We start from the raw sequence: 16,301 nt of genomic DNA on the forward strand, positions 1-16,301 counted from the left end.
ATCGCTCGGCTCGTCTGTCGGCTGCTACCCGCAGATATCATGTTGACGGTCCCTCCACCCTGGCTCCTACATACCTCGTAGGAGCCGGGAGGAACATACAAGCCATGCTCGGCTTCTCTTCGTTGCGGTATCCGTGCGCTATCAGCCGAGCATGGCTCGGCTCTACGGGGGATGCCTCAGCGGTACAGGTACCCGAACACGGCATGGCCCACCTGGAACAGGCTGATGCCCAGCACCAGCACGCCCACTGCGACCAGTACCCAACGTTCTTTCACCCGCTTCACCAGCATCGCCGCCACCGGCGCGGCCATCATGCCGCCGATCAGCAGGCCGGCGACGATCTGCAGGTGCTGCACGCCCATCGACAGCAGGAACGTCGCCGAAATGGTCAAGGTGACCACGAACTCGGCCGCATTGACGGTGCCGATCGTGGTCCGCGCCTGACCGCCGCCGGCGAGCAGGGTGGAGGTGGCCACCGGGCCCCAGCCGCCACCGCCACTGGCATCGAGCAGGCCGGCGAAGAAGCCCAGCACCGGCACCCGGCGGATCTCGCCCTTGGGCATCCAGCGCCCCGCAGCGCGCGCCAGGATGATGATGGCCAGCACCAGCAGGTACAGGTAGATCAGTGGGCGGATCAGGTCGCCAGGGACCTGTGTCAGCACATACGCGCCGAGTGCGCCGCCCAGGGCGCCGGGCAGGGCGAGGCGGAAGAACAGGCGCTTGTCGACATTGCCGGCGACCAGATGCGACACACCGGAGGCCCCGGTGGTGAACACTTCAGCGGTATGCACGCTGGCGCTGACCTGTGCGGGAGGCAGCCCCATGCTGAGCAGCACTGAGGAAGAAACCAGCCCGAATGCCATGCCCAGCGCACCATCGACCAGCTGTGCGCCGAGGCCGATAAGGATGAACCACCAGAATTCGCTGCTCAGCTCCATGGATCGAGCCTAGCGGAAGCGGGTGTGCGGGACATGCGATGGTACGTCGCACGTACGGCGATCCGCCGGGCATGGCCCGGCGCTACCGGTGGAGGTCTTTTGGCAGCGCCGCGCCATGCCCGGCGGACACCGGGTGGTCAACGGGTGCCGTACAGCACCACGGTCTTGCCGCGGGCGTGCAGCAGGCCGTCGGTCTGCAGCTTCTTCAGCACCCGGCCGGCCATTTCGCGCGAGCAACCGACCAGACGGGCCAGTTCCTGGCGTGAGACGCGCAGCTGGCTGCCCTGCGGGTGCGTCATCGACTCCGGTTCCTGCGCCAGATCGTGCAGCGTGCGCACGATACGGTCGGTGACATCCAGGAAGGCCAGACGGCTGGCCTTGCGGCTGGTGTCCAGCAGGCGCTTGGAGATCTGCTGGCCCAGCGCGTACAGCAGGCGCGGGGCATCGGCCGACAGCGGGCCGAGGAACAGCTGATGCAGGCGCTCGTAGCTGATTTCGGCCAGCTCACACGCGGTGCGGGTACGCAGGATCACCTCGCGGCGGTCCGACTCCACGAACAGGCCCATCTCGCCGACGAACTCACCGGCGCCGAAATAGCCCAGCACCAGTTCACGGTCCTCTTCCTCCTCGGCCATGATCGAAACCGAGCCGCTGATGACGTAATACAGGGTGCCTGCCGGGTCACCGGGTCGGAAGACGTCGGTACGGGTGGGATAGCGCCGCCTGTGGCTGTGTGCCAGGAAGCGGTCGATTGTTGCGATGTCCAAGGCCAATGGGCTGCTAGCTAGGCGCACGGTTGACACGATAGGGGCGCTCCCTCTGCGCATGAACGGATTCACGGGGTCGATAGCGGAGCTTAACCAGCGCAATTGTTAAGGGCAAACAGTGTGCCAGAACCTGAGCGTCTTCACGTTCCCCCTGGAGACACTTATGCCGCATAATTCCCCCTTTCCCTTCTTACACAGGAATCGACCGCCGTGGTCAAGCCGTTGCCTCGCCTGAGGTTGCAGGGTTTCAACAACCTCACCAAGGCGCTGAGCTTCAACATCTATGACGTGTGTTACGCGCGCACCGAAGAGGAGCGTCAGCGTTACATTGAATACATCGATGAAGAGTACAACGCCGACAGGCTTACTCAAATCTTGACCGATGTCGCTGAGATCATCGGCGCCAACATCCTCAACGTGGCGCGCCAGGATTACGATCCGCAGGGTGCCTCGGTGACGATCCTGATCTCCGAAGAGCCGGTGATCGACAAGAAGCAGGCCGGCAAGGAGTTGATTTCCGATGCCGTGGTCGCGCACATGGACAAGTCGCACATCACCGTGCACACCTATCCGGAAACGCACCCGCAGGAAGGCATTGCCACCTTCCGCGCCGATATCGACGTGGCTACCTGCGGCGTCATTTCGCCGTTGAAGGCACTGAACTACCTGATCGAGAGCCTGGAATCGGACATCGTGATCATGGACTACCGTGTCCGTGGCTTCACGCGTGATGTGAAGGGCAAGAAGCACTACATCGATCACAAGATCAACTCGATCCAGAACTTCCTGGCCAAGAACATCAAGTCGCGTTACGAGATGTTCGACGTCAACGTCTACCAGGAAAACATCTTCCACACGAAGATGCACCTGAAGGACTTCGACCTGGACCAGTACCTGTTCGAGGAGAAGGCCAAGAACATCTCGTTCAAGGAACGCATGAAGATCGAAGCGCTGCTGCGTCGTGAGATCGAAGAGCTGTTCCACGGCCGCAACCTGGCTGAGTGACCCATGCGCGATGCCGTCAGGCATCGCCACCCAGGCGGGACGCCCCGCCCCGTGGAGCCTGCGCTTGGCGCAATCTTCAGTTCCACGGCGATGTACCGACCTACGGCCCGGTGTGAAAACACCGGGCCGTTTCGTTTTTCTCAAAAAGGTAAGGAGCCCCCACCCATGCCCTGGATCTATCTGCTGCTGGCCGGTCTGTTCGAGATCGGATTCGCCCTTGGAATGAAGTACTCCGAAGGTTTCAGCAAACCCGTGCCGACCGCCCTGACGGTGGTGTCGGCCCTGATCAGCCTGTACCTCATGAGCCAGGCGATGAAGAACATTCCGGTCGGCACGGCCTATGCGATCTGGACCGGCATCGGCGCCTTGGGCGTGACGGTGCTGGGCATCTATCTGTTCAACGACAGCGCCTCGCCGGCACGCCTGGCCTGCGTGGGCCTGATCGTGGCCGGCGTCATCGGCCTGAAGCTGGTGTCGCCCAACTGAAAGGTGGCCCGAACAACGGTCGGGCCCCGCCGTGTGGTTGGGTCGGCCCCCACCGTGTGGTTGGGTAGGCCCCCACCGTGTGGTTGGGTAGGCCCCACCGTGTGCTTTGGTAGGCCCCCACCGTTGGTGGGGGCTCCGCCTCAAATGCGGTAGGCAATGGTCTTCATCACCCTCGAGGCCAACGCCATCGCGCCGGGGATCGGGAACGGCAGGCGGCGTGCGCCGGCCTGCTCCGCATGCTCGGCATGCCGGGCCTCGTCTTCCTTCATCACCCGGATGACCGCGCGGCTGCGCAGATCTCCGGCCGGCAGGTCGACCAGGTGTTCGTCCAGATGGGCTTCCACCTGGCGCTCGGTCTCGACCACGAAACCCAGGTTCCAGCCATCGCCGCGCAGCCCGGCCAGGGTGCCGATGGTGTAGCTGCCGGCGTACCAGAGCGGATTGAACAGGCTCGGGCGGCTGTCCAGCTCGCCCAGGCGGGTGGCGCACCACGCCAGGTGATCGGTCTCTTCCTGGGCCGCCTCCAGCAGATGCTCGCGGGTCGCCGCATCGCGCGCCACCGCAGCCTGGCCGAAGTACAGGCCCTGGGCGCAGACCTCGCCGACATGGTTGATGCGCATCAGCCCGGCCGCGTGGCGACGCTGCGCGCTGTCCATGCCGGGCTCGCCGGTGTCCGTGGCCGGATAGGGGCGGCTGGCCGGCGGGTTGCCGAACACCGTGTCCAGGGCGCGCTGCGCCTCGGTCAGCAGATGGTCCAGCGGGGTGGTCTGGCGAAGCACGGTCATGGCGGCACGGCGTGGAGCGGGGGAGGCCCGATTCTCGCCCGGCCCCGGCCCCCTGCCAACCCGGGGCGGAAGCCGGGTTGCACCCGCCAGCCAAGCTGCGTACAATGCCGCCCCTTACGCTCCACCTTTCACAACGCGTGGCAGAGTTCCGGCGAGTCCTTCGCCGCAATGAGCCCGACCTAACCAAGAGTTCTTCATGAGCACTTTCACTGCCAAGAACGAGACCGTCCAGCGCGACTGGTACCTCGTCGACGCCGAGGGCAAGACCCTGGGCCGTCTCTGCACCGAGCTGGCCCGCCGTCTGCGTGGCAAGCACAAGCCGGTCTACACCCCGCACGTTGATACCGGCGACTACCTGGTCGTCATCAATGCAGAAAAGATTGTCGTCACCGGCAAGAAGCTGCAGGACAAGATGTATCACCGTTTCACCGGTTACATCGGCAACCTGAAGACCGAATCCCTCGCCCAGGCGCTTGAGCGCCACCCGGAGCGCGTGATCGAGACCGCCGTCAAGGGCATGCTGCCGAAGGGCACGCTGGGTCGCCAGATGTACCGCAAGCTCAAGGTCTACGCCGGCACTGAGCATCCGCACGCCGCACAGCAGCCGCAGGTTCTGGATATCTAATCATGGCTATCACTCAAAACTACGGCACTGGCCGCCGCAAGTCCTCCACCGCTCGCGTGTTCCTGCGCAAGGGTTCGGGCAACATCACCGTCAATGGCCGTCCGCTGGACGAGTTCTTCGGCCGTGAGACCGCTCGCATGATCGTGCGTCAGCCGCTCGAGCTGACCAAGAACACCGAGAGCTTCGACATCCTGGTCACCGCCGCTGGCGGCGGCACCACCGGCCAGGCCGGTGCGATCCGTCTGGGCATCGCCCGTGCTCTGGTCGAGTACGACGAAACCCTGAAGTCCGAGCTGCGCAAGGCTGGCTTCATGACCCGCGACGCCCGCGAAGTCGAACGTAAGAAGGTCGGTCTGCACAAGGCCCGCCGCGCCACCCAGTTCTCCAAGCGCTGATCTGCCGCGCCTGGTTGGGCTCCCTCGGGAGCCCGCTGGCTGGAAAAGCAAAAGCCCGGCTTCGGCCGGGCTTTTGTCGTTCTGGGGCTGCGCATTTCGAGGTTGCCGGCCAGCGGCCGGCACTCCTCGTGGTTCCGCATGCCCGACCCCGGAGTTCTGTCTGGAGGAGAGGCCCCTTGATGTTCAAGGGGGTGCGCCGACAGGCGCAGGGGATAAGGTGGAATGCGTGACCAGATTAAACGCAAAAGGCCAGATCTTTCGATCTGGCCTTTTGCATTTAATTTGGCTGCCCCTGATGGATTCGAACCACCGATGCCTGAGTCAGAGTCAGGTGCCTTACCGCTTGGCTAAGGGGCAATGTAACGTGTAACTATTTTCTCACTTTTCACATTGAAAAACAACTTCAACGTGGTGGCTATGGGTGGACTCGAACCACCGACCCCAGCATTATGAGTGCTGTGCTCTAACCGGCTGAGCTACATAGCCTTGGTGAGCCCGCTATTCTGCTGATGTGTACAAGGACTGTCAACACCTTTGTATCGTGCTTGTGGCCCGACAGACGGCATGGGATAGTCCCAACCAGTAGATTTTCTTAGGAGTCCGCATCGTGATCGATCCGGACGGCTATCGACCGAACGTCGGCATCGTGCTGATGCGGCAGGACGGGCAGGTGTTCTGGGCACGACGTGTGCGCCGGGATGGCTGGCAGTTCCCGCAGGGTGGCATGAACACCGACGAGACGCCTGTCGAGGCCATGTATCGTGAACTGCAGGAAGAGACCGGGCTGTTGCCCGAGCACGTTGAAGTGCTTGGGGCGACACCGGGCTGGCTGCGTTACAAGCTGCCGGCGCGGGCCATCCGCCGCAATGAACGCCAAGTCTGCATCGGCCAGAAGCAGGTCTGGTTCCTGCTGCGCCTGACCGGTGACGAGGCGCACGTCAGCCTGGACCATACCGACTCGCCCGAGTTCGATCATTGGCGCTGGGTCGACTTCTGGTATCCGGTGGAGCATGTGGTGGTGTTCAAGCGTGGCGTCTATGCGCGCGCGCTGCGACATCTGGCGCCGTTGGCCCAGGGGGTGGCGGGGCAGGGCATCAGTGCCATGCCCAAGAGCGCTGCCGAAGCCTGGATGCCAGGCCACGCCGCCGGCCATGACAGGCCCAGGAAGCGCACACCCATGCGCGGCGGGTACTGGCCGCGGAAAGCCAAGGGTGAACCGGGGGCGGTTTGACGCGCAGGCTGCGCAACAAGCAGGGCGATCGGTCGCAACGCAGCGCTGCCGGCTATTTCCGGCAGGGACTGGTTGTCCGCCTGGCAAGCCTCCCCTGGCTGTTGTTGAGCGTGGTGGTTCTCGGCGACCTCGCATGGATGCCGCTTGCGCTGGGGGCGTGCCTCGCCTTCGCGACCTGTGCAGGTGCGCTGTTGCTGGCGGACCACCTGCTGCGGCTGAGAGCGGCAGGCGGGGGCGTGCAGTGGCTGATCGTCTTCTTCAGTGCACCGGTGCTGGCGCTGGCGCTGCTGCGTCTGTAGCCCCCTCATGGCGGGCCGGCTCGGCGGGACGCTGAACCGTATCGAGAATGGTTCAGGTCTCTGATTGACAACCATTCTCGTTTCCATTGGAATAGCGACCAGGCCGCTACTGGCCTGCTGCCCTGGTTCCCGCCTGTGTACGTCTGCATCTGCAACGGTGTTACCGACCACCAGATTCGCGAAGCCGCCAGCCATGGCGTCACGTCGGTGGCCGAGCTGACCATGCGTACCGGATGCGGCGCTACCTGCGGTTCCTGCCTGGACATGGCCGGCGACCTGCTGGCCAAGGCGCGTGCCACCCACGATCTGCCGCTGCCGGTTCTGGGTCTGGCGCAGGTCGCCTGAGTCGTTTCGCGGCGCGTTGACGCCGCGCTCTCCTGATATTCATTGCTGGCCGCACTGGCCAATGCGCACGATTCGCGTTCCTTCACGCGCGCGCGCAAGGCGTTACAGTGCCCGCGATTTCAGCGTGCAGGAGCATCCCCATGAAGGGCGACACCAAGGTCATCGAATTCCTCAACAAGGTCCTCTACAACGAGCTGACCGCGATCAACCAGTACTTCCTGCACGCCAAGATGCTGAAGAACTGGGGCATCAAGGAACTGGCCGAACACGAGTACAAGGAATCGATCGAGGAAATGAAGCATGCCGACATGCTCGCCGATCGCATCCTGTTCCTCGAAGGCCTGCCGAACTTCCAGGCGCTGGGCAAGCTGCGCATCGGTGAGAACCCGAGCGAGATCCTGCAGTGCGATCTGTCGCTGGAACGCGATGGCGTGGTCACCCTGCGCGAGGCCGTGGCCTACGCCGATTCGGTCGGCGACTACGTCAGCCGCCAGCTGTTCGTGAAGATCCTCGACTCCGAGGAAGAGCACATCGACTGGCTGGAAACCCAGCTGGAGCTGATCGAGCGCATCGGTGAGCCGAAGTACCTGCTGAGCAAGCTCGAAGAATGATTCAGTGTGCCTGGCCGGCGAGGTAGCCGGTCAGCGCCACGCGCGCGCGGGCGAACTCCGCCACCAGCAGCGCCACTGCCACGGCGGGGCGCTGCAGGCTGCCACTGCGGGCTTCGTGTTCGATCCGCCGCGCCACTGCTGACAGCGACAGCGCGCCGACGTTGGCGCTGGAGGATTTCAGGCTGTGCGACAGCGCCTGCAGGCGCTCGATGTCGTTGCCCTGCGCTGCCTGCTGCAACTGCTGCACCAACTGCGGCGCGTCTTCCAGGAACACCGCCACGATCTGCGCAGCGGCATCACCGATCACCGCATGCAGTTCATCCAGCACGCTGCGATCAAGCACCGGCTGGGGAGTCGGGGTCGAACGTGCTCGTTCATCACACGGGCTCTCGCCGTCACGCATGCTCGTCGTTGCAGGGAGTTCCACGGGTTCCGGCAGCGCCGCATGTCCGCGATCCACGGATATCCGGCCCCAACGCTGCAGCAAGGCATGCAGCGTTTCGCGCGCGATCGGCTTGGACAGGTAATCGTCCATGCCCGCCTGCAGACAGCGTTCGCGATCACCGGCCATGGCGTTCGCAGTCATCGCGATGATCGGCAGCCGCGTGTGGCCCGCAGCGGCTTCTTCCCTGCGCCAGCGCTGTGTTGCGCTGTAACCATCGAGCACCGGCATCTGGCAGTCCATCAGCACGACGTCGACTCCACCTTCGCGCAACAGTGCGAGGGCCTGCTCGCCGTCGGCGGCGTTGCGCACCTGGCACTGGAAGACCCGCAGCAGGTGCTCGGCCACCATCCGGTTGACCGTATTGTCCTCGACCAGCAGGACACGCAGATCCAATGACGGCAGCGTGGCCGCCGGCTGTGCGTCTTCTGCATTGGCCAGCAGCGCTGCCGGACGTGCGGTGGCGGTTGGCTGCGCCAGCAGCGCGTGCAGGGCGGCATCAGTGAAGGTGCTGTGCAGCTGCTGCTGGCGCGGCCGCGGCGTGACCGGATCGTCCTGCAGCCACAGCACCTGCAGCGTGTCGTCGGCACCGCGCTCGGCCAGGGCCCGCTGCAGGGCCGCCTCGCCATTGCGGCGTTGGCGCGCGTCGATCAGCAGCCATGCCGGTGTGCTCTGGCCCGGGCGTGGTGCTGCGCGCAGACGTTCCATGGCCTCATCAATACTGGCCAGCAGCTGTACCTGCAGGCCATGGTGCGCGGCGACGCGTTCGATGCGTGGCTGCAGCTGTGCATCGGCGGTGTACAGCAGCAGCGCTGTCGGCGAACGTGCCAGCGCCGGCAGATCGCCGGGGACCTTCAACAGCGGTATTTCAAACCAGAACGTTGCACCCTGTCCCGGGGTGGAACGCACGCCGATGTCGCCCTGCATCAGGTCGGTGATGCGCTTGCAGATGGCCAGGCCCAGGCCGGTGCCACCATAGATGCGGGTGGTGGACGCGTCGGCCTGGCTGAAGGACTGGAACAGCCGCGCCTGCTGGGCCTCATCGATGCCGATGCCGGTGTCGACCACTTCGAAACGCAGCTGGTGTTGGGCGGGGCCCTCGCCCAGCCGCTGCACGCGCAGCTGCACCTGGCCACGTGCGGTGAACTTGATGGCATTGGCCAGCAGGTTGCCCAGTACCTGGCGCAGGCGCACCGGGTCGCCGCGTACCGGCAGGCGCACGGACGGATCCAGCTGCAGGCTCAGCGTCAGGCCCTTGGCTTCGGCGGCGCGCTGCAGCAGCTGCACCACGCCGTCGAGCAGTTCGCGCAGGTTGAAGCTGGTGATTTCCAGTTCCAGTGCCTGTGCTTCCAGTCGCGAGTAATCGAGGATGTCATCGACGATGCGCAGCAGCTGCTGCGAGCTGGCCGAGGCAGTGGCCAGCATCTGCCGCTGGTCCTCGCCGAGCGGACCACGGGCGATCAGCTCCAGCATCGGCAGGATGCCGTTGAGCGGCGTGCGGATCTCGTGGCTCATGGTGGCCAGGAACTCGCCCTTGGCCAACACGGCGGCTTCGGCGGCCTGCTTGGCCTGCAGCAGCTGATGTTCCAGCTGCCCCTGGCGCTCGGTGGTGCGCCGCAGCTGGTCGCGCTCGCTGGTCAGGGTGATGCGGTCGCGCTGCAGTGCCGCCAGCGTGTGACTGCGCGAACGCAATCGCAGGCCCAGTACCAGCAGGGCGATGATGGCCAAAGCCAACCCCGCCAGCAGCGCGACCGTCGATGACACTCAGAGCACCGCGTTGTGGAAGTCGAAGTTCAGGTCGCTGCCGGCCGACTGCACCATGTTGCCCTGGATGTAATCGACACCGCCGACCCACATCGCGGCCGCTGCCTGCGGATCCTCGATCTGCTGGCCGATGATCTGCAGGCCGGCGGCATGCGCCTGCTCGATCGATCGGCGCAGTTCTTCGCGCGTATCCGGGTTGGAGTGGCTGCTGGAAAAACGTGCGGCCATGCGCACGAACGACAGCGGCAGCTGGGTGAGCAGGGCAAGCGCTTCGCTGCCCGGTTCGAACTGGCTCAGGCAGAAGCGCACGCCGACGCTGGCCATGCGCTGGCAGAACTGCTGCAACGGCACGGTGTGGATCAGCGCATCGGGCAGGCGCACGTCGATCACCAGCGCGCTGCCGGGCAGGCGGCGTTGCTGCAGCGATTCCAGCAGCCAGTCGGCGAACGCATCGCGCTGCAGGGTGCGCAGCGACTGCGAGACGAACAGGTTCAGCGGCTGGGTGGCGTGGCGATACAGGTCGAGCAGGCCCATCGCATGCTCCAGTACCTGCTGGTCAAGATCGGCGATGCGGCCGGCGGCTTCGGCTGCGGGAATCACCTGGCCGGCGGTCAGCACGCTGCCATCGGCCCGGCGCAGGCGCAGCAGCAGCTGGTACTGCGCGCTGCTGCCGCCGGCGACGGCGACGATCGGCTGGTAAGCGAGCTCCAGCTGGCCTTCCAGCAGCGCCAGGTGCTCCTGCTCGGTGGTCACCTGGCGATGCACGTGGCCGGCCACGCCGGCGCTGAGCAGGCGCGCTTGCAGGGTGGTGCGTTCGACCGCTTCCAGGGCGCTGTTGGCATCGTCGAAACCCGGCGACAGCGGCGCGTAGCCGACCACACCACGCAGGTGCACCGACTCGTCGTCGCGGATCACGAAGGCGCGCGCGGACAACTGCTCGCGCAGGGTGCCGGCAATCGCTTCCAGGCTGTCCTCATCGGTGTTGCGCGCCAGCAGCAGGAAGCTGTTGTCATTCAGGCGTGCCAACAGGTGCGGATGGCCAGCTTCGGCAAGACGTTGCCCGGCCTGCACCATCAGCCGCTCGAAGGCCGCGTAGCCGTAGCGCTCGCGCAGCCCCAACGCGCTGGAGATTTCCACGAAGAACACGCCACCGCGTTCGTGCTGGGCAAGCGTTGCGTTGAGCTGCTGCAGCACGTGGTGGCGCGTGGGCAGCCCGGTTTCCGGATTGCTGGTGGCCGGTGCGCCGTTGGCACCCGGCAGGGTCGCGGCCTGCGCGCGTGCGCGGCGGATACGGTTGGCCACCGCGGCGATCAGGTGGCGCGGCCGGATCGGCTTGCTCAGGTAATCGTCGGCGCCGCAGTCGAGCACCTCGAACTGGCGCTCCGGGTCCGGGTCACCGCTGAGGAACACGATCGGCAGCAACTGCATGCCGGGCTGCTGGCGGATCATCGCGGTCAGCCGCATGCCATCCAGCCCGGGCAGGTGCAGATCCATCAGGATCAGGTCCGGGCGTTGCTCGCGGATGGCCTGCTGCACGCCATCGGCGTCGCCAAGCACGATCGCCTGCATGCCCGCGCCGTGCAGCACGCTCTGCGCGAAAAGCGCCTGGGCACGGTCGTCTTCGACGATCAGCACGCGGTAGGGCGAGTCGGCATCGACAGGCGCGATGTCACTGTTGCCCGCCTCCGGCAGTGCTGCGGCCGAGGGCAGGGGCGGCGGAGCGGCCAGTCGGACACTGTCGCCGGGCGCTGACGACGCAGCCCCCTGCACTGTTGCTGACGGTGCCTCGGCAGGCGTCGCCGCAGCCACGGGGGCGGCCCAACGTTGCCAATGATCGGCCGGAGGGGTTTCAGCGCGTCCCGGGCGGGGGCCCGCGGCGGATTCGTTTGCGGCCATCGATGCTCCTGGTGTTCGCGGCCATTATGCGACAAGCCTGCCGATCAGCCGGTACGCGGTTGCCGTTGTCCGTCGTCGCTGCCGCCACGTGCCAACCAGCGCACGCTTTTCCACAAGGTGCGCCAGACCAGCCAGACCAGCAGTGCACCGGCCAGGCTGCAGGCCAGCACCACCACCAGCGCGATCCATGGATGCGCCAGCGCGAGCGCCAGCCCGCCGATCACCACGGTATCTTCGGCTGCAGAAGCGACCCAGTTGCTGGCCGGTTCCGGTGAGGTGTTGAGCAGGGCGCGGGTGCCAGCCTTCAGGCCGTGGCTGGCCAGTGCAACGCCCGCGCCGGCCACCAGTGCACCGGTGCCCAGGTCGCCGTCGGGCGACAGTGTCGCTGCCGCGAGGAAGGCACCGGCGGGCACGCGCGCAAGTGTCTGCACCAGGTCCCAGGCGGAATCCACGCCGGGAATCTTGTCCGCGAAGAATTCGGCGATGGCCAGCGCCGCCGAGGTGCCCAGCACCCACCACGATTCGGTGGCCTGCAGCGCCGGCGGCAGGTCGACCCAGCCGAGCAGGCCGGCAATGCCGACCCCGAAGACGGTGAGGTAGACGCGGATGCCGGCCAGCCAGGCCAGCAGGATGCCGATCACGAACAGGTGGGCTTCGGTCATGGCGGGCTCCGGCGGCGGAACTGTGCGGGGTGCCACACTATCGACGATGGAGTGGCTGAATGCCACCGCCCGCTGCCGGCCGGCACGGGGGAAACCTGCCGTTCCTGTCATACACTAACCCGTCGTTTGCCCCAGGGGCCGTACTGGCGTCGCCACTGCGATGCCACGGAGACTACCCATGAACAACCGCCCTCCCATGCGTGTGCAGGTCCGCCTTCCCGGTGCGCCGCAACCCCCCGCCGACCGCCGTCGCCTGCTGGTGATCGCGGGCATCTGGCTGCTGAGCCTGGTGCTTGCGGTGCTGGGTGGCTGCTGGCTGGGCGCGCCGCGCGGTGAACAGGGACAGCGTGTGCAGGCGGCCGAGAAGCGCGCCGATACCCTGCAGACCCAGCTGACCGAGTTGCAGCAGAAGCAGGCCACGCTGGAAGCGTCCGACCGCATCAGCCGCGCCGCCAACAACGAAGTGCAGTCTTCGCTGGCCGAGCGCGATGAAGAGATCGCCGGCCTGCGCGCTGACGTCGCCTTCTATGAACGCCTGGTGGGCTCGACCAGCCAGCGCAAGGGCCTGAACACCCATTCGATTGAATTCAGCCCGGAATCGGCCGGCACCTGGCAGTACAGCGTGGTGCTCACCCAGAACCTCAACCGGGGCGCGATCAGCCAGGGGCAGATGCGTTTCACGGTGGAAGGCGTGAAGAACGGCAAGCTGGCCACCATCAGCTGGGACGAGCTGCACCAGCGCAGCAAGGTGCCGGGACAGGATTACTCGTTCCGGTACTTCCAGCAGCTCACCGGCAGCGTGATGCTGCCGGCTGACTTCACCCCGCAACGGGTGAAGGTGACATTGGGGAGTGGTGCGGGGGGCACCACGCAGGTATTCGACTGGAAACAGGCCGGCGCACCGGCCAGCAAAGGGGAGTAGGCAGATGTTCGGAAGCAGCAAATCCAGCCGTGATGGCCAACTGGTGGTGGATGCCCTGATCGGCAACCAGGTGGTGATCCGTGGCGATGTGGAATTCAGTGGTGGCCTGTACGTGGAAGGTCGCATCCACGGCAAGGTGATCGCCCAGGAGGGCGCCAGCGCGGCGACCCTGACCCTCGCCGAGCATGGCGTGATCGAGGGTGAGATCCGTGCCCAGGTGGTGGTCATCAGTGGCCGCCTGGACGGCGATGTGCACGCCACCGAGAAGGTCGAACTGACCCCGAGTGCCCGGGTCAACGGCAACGTTCATTACCAGGTGGTGGAAATGAACGCGGGTGCCCAGCTGAACGGCCGGCTGATCCATGCCAGCGCCCCGATGCAGGCCCTGCCAGCGCCGGAGAGCGGGGAAGCCGGTAACGGCAAGGGCGACACCGCCGCACGCCGCAAGCTGGCCGAGGCGATGGCTTGAAAGCGATCGCCGGCGCCCCCATGCTGAGCCCATGAACACGCTCGTCTCCCTCCCCGGCGCCACGCCGGCCGCCGCGCCCGACTACCAGTCGCTGGATCGGCCGCTGAACTTCACCGAGGCCGCTGCGGCCAAGGTCAAGGAACTGATCCAGGACGAGGGCAACCCCGACCTGTCGTTGCGGGTGTACATCGAGGGCGGCGGTTGTTCGGGCTTCCAGTACGGGTTCGAGTTCGACGAGAACCGTGCCGGCGATGACCTGGCGGTGCAGACCAGCGGGGTCACCCTGCTGGTCGATCCGCTCAGCCTGCAGTACCTGATGGGCGCCGAGGTGGATTACACCGAGAGCCTGACCGGTGCGCAGTTCGTGATCCGCAATCCGAACGCCAAGACCACCTGCGGCTGCGGCAGCAGTTTCAGCATGTAATTGCAGGGCGTGGGGCATGCGCCCCGCGCGGTGCCGTCGGTAGATCCACGCCAAGCGTGGATGGCTTTTCCTGCACCCACAGGCGGGATTCCGCAACGTCTGCGGCTTGCCACCCGCATCGATTGGCGGCAGGCTAGCTGGATGCTCACTTCTCCTTCGCCGCTTTCCGGTTTTGCCTTCGTGGGTGAACCGTTGGAGCGCGCCGATGCCATGCGCGAAGATGCCGATGCTCTGGCGCGCCTGTGGCCGGATGCGCGCATTCTTGTCCTGGACCAGGACGGCACCGCCTTCACCGGTGATGACGACCAGCCGCTGGCGCTGACCGGCGCTGATGTCGGTGGCGGGCCCGGGGTCGCGATCTTCCTCGGCCTGCGTGGCGAGCAGGCGTGGTTCTCGGTGGAAGCTGCCAGCGTGACCGTCACCGCGCCACGCCGGCTCGATCTGCGCCAGGCCGCCCTGCTGTGGACCGTGGCCGATGCGACCGCCTTCAGCTACGCCCGCGGCATGTCCTACTGGCAATCGCGGACCCGCTTCTGCGGCGTCTGCGGCACGGCCGTGACGTTCGCCCGTGGCGGCTTCGTTGGCCGCTGCCCGCAGTGCGCGACCGAGCACTACCCGCGCGTCGACCCGGCCGTGATCGTTGCCGTGGAAAACCAGGGACGGCTGTTGCTGGGCCGCCAGTCCAACTGGGCGCCGCGCCGCTATTCGGTGCTGGCCGGCTTTGTCGAGCCGGGCGAGACCTTCGAGCAGACCGTCGCGCGCGAAGTGCACGAAGAGAGCAAGGTGCGGGTGACCGCCTGCCAGTACCTGGGCTCGCAGCCCTGGCCGTTCCCGGGTGCATTGATGGTCGGTTTTCGTGCGCAGGCACAGGACGATGTGCCGACCGTGGACGGCGAGCTGGAAGACGCGCGCTGGTTCAGCGCCGAGGAAGTCGGCGCGGCCCTCGCACGTGACGTCGAGGACGATGGTGAAGGCATCCGTCTGTCACCGCCGATCTCCATTTCGCGGGGGCTGATCGAGCATTGGTACCGCCAGCAACCGGCGGCCGGCGGCGCCAGCATTGCCGCCACCTGAACACGCTGCCGGTTACAGTACGGTTCACCGCTGACGGCGGCGCTGCGACAGGTAAGGTAGCGACGCCGAACGCTTGCTCGTAGGGAGACCTGCCATGTTCACCACCCTGGTCGCCGTGTTGGTGGCACTGGCCCTTGGCCATGTCGCCCCGGCCGCTGCCGCGTCGCTGCGCCGTTTCGACGGCTTCCGGCGCTGGCTGGGCTGGCTGGACGCGCGCGGTGGTCGTACCTGGCAGGGAGCGGCCGGCGTGGCGCTGGCGATCGTGCCGCCACTGCTGCTGATGGCACTGGTTGCCTGGCTGCTGCGCGGGGTGCTGTTCGGCCTTCCGGCGCTGCTGCTGGGCGTGGCCGTGCTGGCCTGGTGCTGGGGCCCGCGGGATCTGGACCGCGACATCGAAGCGATCATCGATGCCGATGATGCACCGACCCGGCAGGCGGCGGTACGCAACCTGCAGTCGGCCGGTGGCAGCCTGCGCGAGGATGTTCCTTCGCTGGTCGAGGCGACCGTGCTGAACGCACTGCGGCGCTGGTTCGCGGTGCTGTTCTGGTTCCTGCTGCTGGGCCCGGTGGGTGCGCTCGGTTATCGCCTGCTGGCACTGATGGCGGAAAGCCCGATGCGTGCGCGCGTGCCGGTGGAACCGCTGGCGCTGGCGCAGCGGCTGCTGGGCTGGATCGAGTGGCCGGTGGCGCAGTTGATGGCGTTCTCGATGGCGCTGGTCGGCAACTTCGACACGGCCTGGAAGGCATGGCGGCAGGCGCATGGTGAGCGCCTGGCCGGCGGCATTGGTTTCCTGGGCGCGGTGGCGCGTGCCAGCGTCAATGCCGAATTGCGCGAAGATGCGCACGATTACACCGAAGCCGGCCTGCTGCCGGTGTGGCAGCGGCTGCCGGACCTGCGTGATGCGATGAGCCTGGTGTGGCGGATGCTGCTGCTGTGGCTGGCAGTGCTGGCGTTGCTGGTGATCGCAGGCTGGGTGACGTAGTTGCTTTGCAGGGCTTGCAGCCCTGCACCTGCAGAGGCCAAAGCCAAAGCCAAAGCCAAAGCGGCTCTGGGTTGCTGAGGGTTGGGCGGGGCGGTGTGGGGCTGCAGGACACGCCGTGAACCCATCCATGGGGGCTCGATGGCGCCATCCATGGCGCCAACGGTCCTGCAGCCCCACAC

Annotated in this window: 19 protein-coding genes and 2 tRNA genes; 13 read left to right on the forward strand and 8 right to left on the reverse strand. The window is 66.2% G+C overall.

The features are described 5' to 3' along the window. Window positions 1–176 precede the first annotated feature (176 nt). Together ACFX4F_RS08475 and crp are read right to left on the reverse strand one after the other, a co-directional pair. The gene (locus ACFX4F_RS08475) at window positions 177–938 is read right to left on the reverse strand and encodes a sulfite exporter TauE/SafE family protein (protein WP_380654128.1); all 762 of its coding nucleotides are present in this window, start codon (window positions 936–938) and stop codon (window positions 177–179) included. A 137-nt stretch (window positions 939–1,075) separates the two neighbouring features. Beyond that, on the reverse strand, window positions 1,076–1,765 hold the full coding sequence (gene crp, locus ACFX4F_RS08480; RefSeq protein WP_089238148.1) for a cAMP-activated global transcriptional regulator CRP: 690 nt from the start codon (window positions 1,763–1,765) through the stop codon (window positions 1,076–1,078). Window positions 1,766–1,915: 150 nt separating this feature from the next. Between crp and speD the strand changes: the two genes are divergently transcribed. Further along, entirely contained in the window at window positions 1,916–2,710 is a 795-nt protein-coding gene (gene speD / locus ACFX4F_RS08485) for an adenosylmethionine decarboxylase (RefSeq protein ID WP_025874620.1), read from the forward strand. A 165-nt stretch (window positions 2,711–2,875) separates the two neighbouring features. Next, window positions 2,876–3,196: a quaternary ammonium compound efflux SMR transporter SugE gene (gene sugE / locus ACFX4F_RS08490; RefSeq protein ID WP_099820429.1), complete on the forward strand. Its 321-nt coding sequence runs from the start codon at window positions 2,876–2,878 to the stop codon at window positions 3,194–3,196. A 140-nt stretch (window positions 3,197–3,336) separates the two neighbouring features. Here the strand turns inward: sugE and coq7 are convergent, their stop codons facing one another. Continuing rightward, a complete protein-coding gene (gene coq7 / locus ACFX4F_RS08495) occupies window positions 3,337–3,981 on the reverse strand; it encodes a 2-polyprenyl-3-methyl-6-methoxy-1,4-benzoquinone monooxygenase (RefSeq protein WP_380654135.1) in 645 nt (214 codons plus the stop codon). A gap of 196 nt (window positions 3,982–4,177) precedes the next feature. Here coq7 and rplM point away from each other — a divergent pair, with 196 nt between their 5' ends. Both rplM and rpsI read left to right on the forward strand, forming a co-directional pair. Then, window positions 4,178–4,606 (forward strand): 50S ribosomal protein L13, encoded by a 429-nt coding sequence (gene rplM / locus ACFX4F_RS08500; RefSeq protein ID WP_025874623.1) that lies wholly within the window; start codon window positions 4,178–4,180, stop codon window positions 4,604–4,606. A 2-nt stretch (window positions 4,607–4,608) separates the two neighbouring features. Beyond that, entirely contained in the window at window positions 4,609–5,001 is a 393-nt protein-coding gene (gene rpsI, locus ACFX4F_RS08505) for a 30S ribosomal protein S9 (protein WP_005411311.1), read from the forward strand. 283 nt (window positions 5,002–5,284) lie between these two features. On the opposite strand, the gene ACFX4F_RS08510 is transcribed toward rpsI, so the two are convergent. After that, a tRNA-Gln gene (locus ACFX4F_RS08510) sits at window positions 5,285–5,358 on the reverse strand. A 52-nt stretch (window positions 5,359–5,410) separates the two neighbouring features. Further along, window positions 5,411–5,487: transfer RNA gene (locus ACFX4F_RS08515), tRNA-Met, on the reverse strand. Between the two features lie 121 nt (window positions 5,488–5,608). On the opposite strand from ACFX4F_RS08515, the gene ACFX4F_RS08520 reads away from it, so the two are divergent. The 4 genes from ACFX4F_RS08520 to bfr all read left to right on the forward strand — a co-directional run bounded on the left by ACFX4F_RS08520 (window position 5,609) and on the right by bfr (window position 7,487). Continuing rightward, complete coding sequence (locus ACFX4F_RS08520; RefSeq protein ID WP_025874624.1) at window positions 5,609–6,232, forward strand: RNA pyrophosphohydrolase; 624 nt, start codon at window positions 5,609–5,611, stop codon at window positions 6,230–6,232. Further along, complete coding sequence (locus ACFX4F_RS08525) at window positions 6,229–6,531, forward strand: hypothetical protein (protein WP_380654140.1); 303 nt, start codon at window positions 6,229–6,231, stop codon at window positions 6,529–6,531. Before ACFX4F_RS08520 ends, ACFX4F_RS08525 begins: the two co-directional genes overlap by 4 nt. Before the next feature lie 135 nt (window positions 6,532–6,666). Then, window positions 6,667–6,876, forward strand: coding sequence for a bacterioferritin-associated ferredoxin (locus ACFX4F_RS08530; protein WP_089237360.1), 210 nt, complete (start codon window positions 6,667–6,669; stop codon window positions 6,874–6,876). Between the two features lie 140 nt (window positions 6,877–7,016). Then, window positions 7,017–7,487, forward strand: a complete 471-nt coding sequence (bfr, locus tag ACFX4F_RS08535; protein ID WP_230112195.1) for a bacterioferritin — start codon at window positions 7,017–7,019, stop codon at window positions 7,485–7,487. A gap of 1 nt (window position 7,488) precedes the next feature. Here the strand turns inward: bfr and ACFX4F_RS08540 are convergent, their stop codons facing one another. Genes ACFX4F_RS08540 through ACFX4F_RS08550 form a run of 3 tightly spaced genes read right to left on the reverse strand, consistent with a single transcriptional unit; the run spans window position 7,489 to window position 12,251 of the window. Beyond that, entirely contained in the window at window positions 7,489–9,693 is a 2,205-nt protein-coding gene (locus tag ACFX4F_RS08540; protein WP_380654145.1) for an ATP-binding protein, read from the reverse strand. Continuing rightward, window positions 9,694–11,589: an EAL domain-containing protein gene (locus tag ACFX4F_RS08545; RefSeq protein ID WP_380654148.1), complete on the reverse strand. Its 1,896-nt coding sequence runs from the start codon at window positions 11,587–11,589 to the stop codon at window positions 9,694–9,696. It abuts the gene before it with no gap. Window positions 11,590–11,633: 44 nt separating this feature from the next. Further along, window positions 11,634–12,251, reverse strand: coding sequence for a DUF4126 domain-containing protein (locus ACFX4F_RS08550; protein WP_025874628.1), 618 nt, complete (start codon window positions 12,249–12,251; stop codon window positions 11,634–11,636). A gap of 178 nt (window positions 12,252–12,429) precedes the next feature. Here ACFX4F_RS08550 and ACFX4F_RS08555 point away from each other — a divergent pair, with 178 nt between their 5' ends. From ACFX4F_RS08555 to ampE, 5 genes are all read left to right on the forward strand, one after another. Further along, window positions 12,430–13,173, forward strand: a complete 744-nt coding sequence (locus tag ACFX4F_RS08555; RefSeq protein WP_099820433.1) for a DUF6776 family protein — start codon at window positions 12,430–12,432, stop codon at window positions 13,171–13,173. A gap of 4 nt (window positions 13,174–13,177) precedes the next feature. Further along, window positions 13,178–13,642, forward strand: a complete 465-nt coding sequence (locus ACFX4F_RS08560; protein WP_380654152.1) for a polymer-forming cytoskeletal protein — start codon at window positions 13,178–13,180, stop codon at window positions 13,640–13,642. Between the two features lie 31 nt (window positions 13,643–13,673). Beyond that, on the forward strand, window positions 13,674–14,066 hold the full coding sequence (gene erpA, locus ACFX4F_RS08565; protein ID WP_025874631.1) for an iron-sulfur cluster insertion protein ErpA: 393 nt from the start codon (window positions 13,674–13,676) through the stop codon (window positions 14,064–14,066). A gap of 141 nt (window positions 14,067–14,207) precedes the next feature. Further along, entirely contained in the window at window positions 14,208–15,140 is a 933-nt protein-coding gene (nudC, locus tag ACFX4F_RS08570) for an NAD(+) diphosphatase (RefSeq protein WP_099820435.1), read from the forward strand. A gap of 94 nt (window positions 15,141–15,234) precedes the next feature. Continuing rightward, window positions 15,235–16,122, forward strand: a complete 888-nt coding sequence (gene ampE / locus ACFX4F_RS08575) for a regulatory signaling modulator protein AmpE (protein WP_105164771.1) — start codon at window positions 15,235–15,237, stop codon at window positions 16,120–16,122. Window positions 16,123–16,301: the final 179 nt, after the last annotated feature.

The organism is Stenotrophomonas sp. YIM B13575, assembly GCF_042787595.1.
Classification (GTDB): Bacteria; Pseudomonadota; Gammaproteobacteria; order Xanthomonadales; family Xanthomonadaceae; genus Stenotrophomonas; species Stenotrophomonas lactitubi_B.